Source organism: Silanimonas sp., assembly GCF_027530345.1.
Classification (GTDB): domain Bacteria; phylum Pseudomonadota; class Gammaproteobacteria; order Xanthomonadales; family Xanthomonadaceae; genus Silanimonas.
Genome location: NZ_JAPZQK010000047.1, coordinates 1 through 3875, shown reverse-complemented (window position 1 = coordinate 3875; position 3875 = coordinate 1). Strand labels below are relative to the sequence as shown.

Here is a 3875-nt window from a genome sequence, read left to right as displayed (position 1 = left end):
GGCACTCGAGCGGGCGTCGGCCAGGCAACATCAGGCAGCGCCGTCCCGCTAACTAGGTGCTCAAGCGGACGTTCGCCCCGCCATCCGGCGAAAATTTTGTGCTGAGGCGATGCTCACGCCGCTTAGCACCGGACGTTAGGCGCAATAACTGCGTACCAGACAACAAGGAGGTTCCGTAGTGAAGGCTGGAGTATTGCTGATCGTCATTGTTGCCCTCACGGCATGTGCGACCAATTCAGAACGTCCGAGTGGTGCGGTCGAGAGCGACTACTCGGCAATACGCAAGGACGACGGGTCCATCAGTCTTTTGGTTACGGCGAGTACGAGAGTTCCGACGGCGGACCGAGACGCAAATCTTGAGCTTGGTCCCATGCTTGAGGCGGCAGCATCGAAAGAGTGCCCGACAGGGTACGACCTCCGTCAAGATCCGCTGCCAACCGTTCGCACTCAGGGCGGCCGACTCATTGCTACTCTGGGTGGCGTGGCGCGATGCAAGTGATCGCATTGCGCCCAACTACTCACTCAAGCGGACAGTCCAATCGCTTCGCGATTGGAGCTGCCGCTTAGTTCAAGCGTTAGGTCCTTTGTTTGGCACTCACTTCCTATCTCCCCATGATTAGATCGATAGCTCTTGGTCTGCTAATGATCACTTCCGTTCTCGCCAGTTCACTTGATGGAACTGGTGGAGCCGATGGTGTACCCACACTGGATAACGTCAAGGTTCAGGCGGAGTCATCGGTTCCTGCTTGGGAGCTCAGTCGCGGCGAAGATCGACTTGTCATCCTGTCTGACTATTTCCCTCGCCGGATCACGGAAGACAACTACATCGACAGCGATGTTGTTGAGGATTTGGCTTCGAGCGCGGAGGCGCTTATCTACGGCCCGGGTGTGGTTGCTGGCGATTCAGTCGGTTTGCTCAATGGCCTATTCATGCTCCGCGCATATCGCATCGCGACGCGAATTCCGAATGGAGGAACATTGGAGGCGATCCTCGATCCTGCGCTGTATGCCAGCTGGTCAGAGAACAAAGCGTTGTATATGCCTCGGAACCGAAGCGTCGAAAGGATGCGTCCTGCGTATGCAGCTTTTGAGCTTTATGAGGCGGCGATGGATCACTACGGAGTACAGAACACGGCATCGGCATACCGGGCTCTTTTCTCATCATTCGAGGATCGTAAGAGCGACCGAATCGATGCGCGGTATCGCCTAGAGGTAGACGCCAAAAGCAAGGATGTGAGGGCGTTCCAGATTGACGAAACGAAGGCGGAAGCTTGTTTCGCTCACACGGTCACGAACCTTCGTAAGTCGCTCGAAGCATCCCAAGAAGGCGCAGATGCATGGGACAGCCGCGACATGAGTGCTCTGCGTTCCTACTACGACCGTACACCCGCTATTGACCGTTGCTGGGAGCGTCTCATCAATCAGCGAACGGCTGAGTTGATGGGTGCGCCGGACCCGTACGCAGTTGCCCCGATGCACTGGGTCGACATCGTCGAAAGTGAGTTCAACACAAAAGACACAATGATCACGCACTTGCCCGCCCGTACAATCCTTACAGAGTCTGGAGTTATTGCGCTTTTGATGGAGCGCGGCTGGGTCTTACGTAGGCTGCACTAGAATGAACTTGAGCGTGCTTCCGGCTATGGTCGATGACCTAACTGTTCGTTCAAGCGGACAGTCCAATCGCTTCGCGATTGGAGCTGCCGCTTAACTCAGACGTTAGGCCGCACAACAAAGGATTTCGCATTCCATGGAAAAGGATGAATACACCCGGTTGCAAGACGCATCGCTTGTTCGTTTGGACGATCTTGCCAATAGGATCGATCGAGGCCAGATCACGATCGAGGACGCGGAGACGGAAATGGCCGCCATTGTTCAGGGCATGGAGCGCGCCACGGCGGCTTACACCGAAGCGCAGGCCATGGCGCGAAGGGAAGCGGAGCGCTCCCGACGACTCTATGCGCTCTTGGGTCTCGCGGCGGCAATTGCTACCGTCGCGCTCTATTGGGTCGCCGTGTAGTGCGGCCTAACATTTCGCTCAAGCGGACCAATCAATCGCTTCGCGATTGATGTGGCCGCTTAGCTCAGGCGTTAGGCGGCCGTGCGAGGGCGCGGCGCCTTGACAACGCCATTTGCGTAGCTACAATTAGTCCGTGCGAATCACCTGCGATGCCAAGAAGCGCGATTGGACCCTGCAAGAGCGCGGACTGGATCTGGTTCGCGCTGGAGAGGTTTTTTCCGGACCTCATTTCACCCGCGCGGATGACCGCAAAGACTACGGCGAGCCGCGATTCATTACCGTTGGTTGGCTCGATGCGCGGCTTGTAGTTTTCGCATGGACGCCACGCGGCGTTGCAAGACGCATCATCAGCATGAGGCACTGTCATGAACGCGAAGCGAAAAAACTCCGTCCCTTCCTCTCTTGAGTCCGACGCTTTGCCGGAGATCACGGACGCTTGGATCGCCGGGGCGGACATGTATGATGGCGATAAGCTTGTGCGTCGTGGGCGACCTAAGCTTGCCAATCCGAGGCAGTTGCTTTCGTTGCGCTTGCCGCCGCAGACCATTGCGCGCTGGAAAGCGACAGGCCCAGGCTGGCAGACGCGCATGGCTGAGGCACTCGAAAAGAGCGCTCCTAAGCCTCGCCGTTCTGCCGCCTAACATCTCGCTCAAGCGGACAGATCAATCGCTTCGCGATTGATGCTGCCGCTTAGCTCCAGCGTTAGGCTGCCCGGTGTTGCGCATCGCGCAACGTGTGGTTACAGTAGGCCATGATCAAGTCGATCCGGCACAAAGGCCTTGCCAAGCTCTACGAGAGCGGAGTGACATCGGGCGTCCAAGCCGCTCACGTTAGGCGGCTTAGGCTCCAGCTCGCGGCGTTAGACACAGCCCAAGTGATTGACGATCTGAGCATCCCGGGATTCGGCCTCCACCCGCTCAAGGGCAAACTGAAGGGTCGCTGGTCTATCTGGGTCAACGGCAATTGGCGCCTAACCTTCGAGTTCAAGGATGGGCACGTCTATGTTCTCGACTATGAGGACTATCACTAATGCGTATGCACAATCCTCCCCATCCCGGTGAGTTCATCACCGGCGTTTACCTCGAGCCCAACGGCATTAGCGGTCGCGAGCTCGCGGTCAAGCTCGACGTTGCCGCTTCTACTCTCAGCCGCGTTCTCAATGGGTCCAGTCGCATCACGCCCGAGATGGCGTTGCGCTTGTCAAAAGCACTGGGTCGCACGCCGGAGAGCTGGCTTTCCATGCAGGACAGTCATGATCTTTGGGTTGCTCGCAAGACTGTCGACCTCAAGCGGGTGGCCAAGCTTGAAGTGCGGGCAGCCTAACAACTCGCTCAAGCGGACCAATCAATCGCTTCGCGATTGATGTGGCCGCTTAGCTCAAGCGTTAGGCGCGCTTTGGGAGGTCAATACATGAACCCCGACGACATCCTGCAGATCAATCGCGAGTCCCTGACGAGATGGGCGGATTCTTGTATCCACATGAATCATCTCGGGACTCTCGCCAACCGGGCGATGTCTGATGGAGACGTGGCTCGGGCCGAAGAACTGGTCGAGCGCGCCCGCAAGGGTGCTTGGCTTTTGCTCAACGATCTATTCGCATCAGGCGCCCAGAAACCTCTCGGCTATGCCGAGCCGGAGAGCGCGCCTAACAGTTCACTCAAGCGGACCAATCAATCGCTTCGCGATTGATGTGGCCACTTAGTTCAAGCGTTAGGGATGGTCTGAACAACCCGCCAAACCCTCGTGATTTCGCGGCCTGAAGGCCGAAATCGCGTCAATCTGGCCGTATTTCGCGGTTTTTTCGCGCCGCCAGACGGGTTTCCCCGTCCAGCGGACGCACTTACCCCGCCGCCGG

7 protein-coding genes are annotated in these 3875 nt (G+C 57.6%); all 7 read left to right on the top strand.

The window, feature by feature from the left end; all coding sequences use genetic code 11:
- The first annotated feature begins 642 nt into the window (after window positions 1–642).
- The 7 genes from O9255_RS14450 to O9255_RS14420 all read left to right on the top strand — a co-directional run bounded on the left by O9255_RS14450 (window position 643) and on the right by O9255_RS14420 (window position 3709).
- Complete coding sequence (locus O9255_RS14450) at window positions 643–1617, top strand: hypothetical protein (protein ID WP_297867574.1); 975 nt, start codon at window positions 643–645, stop codon at window positions 1615–1617.
- A gap of 133 nt (window positions 1618–1750) precedes the next feature.
- Window positions 1751–2020: a hypothetical protein gene (locus O9255_RS14445; RefSeq protein ID WP_297867573.1), complete on the top strand. Its 270-nt coding sequence runs from the start codon at window positions 1751–1753 to the stop codon at window positions 2018–2020.
- A 133-nt stretch (window positions 2021–2153) separates the two neighbouring features.
- Window positions 2154–2426: a BrnT family toxin gene (locus tag O9255_RS14440; RefSeq protein ID WP_297867572.1), complete on the top strand. Its 273-nt coding sequence runs from the start codon at window positions 2154–2156 to the stop codon at window positions 2424–2426.
- Window positions 2386–2661, top strand: coding sequence for a BrnA antitoxin family protein (locus O9255_RS14435; RefSeq protein WP_297867571.1), 276 nt, complete (start codon window positions 2386–2388; stop codon window positions 2659–2661). The genes O9255_RS14440 and O9255_RS14435 overlap by 41 nt, the downstream gene beginning before the upstream one ends.
- 110 nt (window positions 2662–2771) lie before the next feature.
- A complete protein-coding gene (locus O9255_RS14430; protein WP_297867570.1) occupies window positions 2772–3050 on the top strand; it encodes a type II toxin-antitoxin system RelE/ParE family toxin in 279 nt (92 codons plus the stop codon).
- Window positions 3050–3343 (top strand): HigA family addiction module antitoxin, encoded by a 294-nt coding sequence (locus tag O9255_RS14425; RefSeq protein WP_297867569.1) that lies wholly within the window; start codon window positions 3050–3052, stop codon window positions 3341–3343. Before O9255_RS14430 ends, O9255_RS14425 begins: the two co-directional genes overlap by 1 nt.
- A gap of 87 nt (window positions 3344–3430) precedes the next feature.
- Window positions 3431–3709: a hypothetical protein gene (locus O9255_RS14420; RefSeq protein WP_297867568.1), complete on the top strand. Its 279-nt coding sequence runs from the start codon at window positions 3431–3433 to the stop codon at window positions 3707–3709.
- Window positions 3710–3875 lie beyond the last annotated feature (166 nt).

What these genes read in the sequence shown, in the direction of transcription:
- O9255_RS14450 (WP_297867574.1), top strand. Translation starts at nt 643, where the DNA reads ATGATCACTTCCGTTCTCGCCAGTTCACTTGATGGAACTGGTGGAGCC.
- O9255_RS14445 (WP_297867573.1), top strand. Translation starts at nt 1,751, where the DNA reads ATGGAAAAGGATGAATACACCCGGTTGCAAGACGCATCGCTTGTTCGT.
- O9255_RS14435 (WP_297867571.1), top strand. Translation starts at nt 2,386, where the DNA reads ATGAACGCGAAGCGAAAAAACTCCGTCCCTTCCTCTCTTGAGTCCGAC.
- O9255_RS14430 (WP_297867570.1), top strand. Translation starts at nt 2,772, where the DNA reads ATGATCAAGTCGATCCGGCACAAAGGCCTTGCCAAGCTCTACGAGAGC.
- O9255_RS14425 (WP_297867569.1), top strand. Translation starts at nt 3,050, where the DNA reads ATGCGTATGCACAATCCTCCCCATCCCGGTGAGTTCATCACCGGCGTT.
- O9255_RS14420 (WP_297867568.1), top strand. Translation starts at nt 3,431, where the DNA reads ATGAACCCCGACGACATCCTGCAGATCAATCGCGAGTCCCTGACGAGA.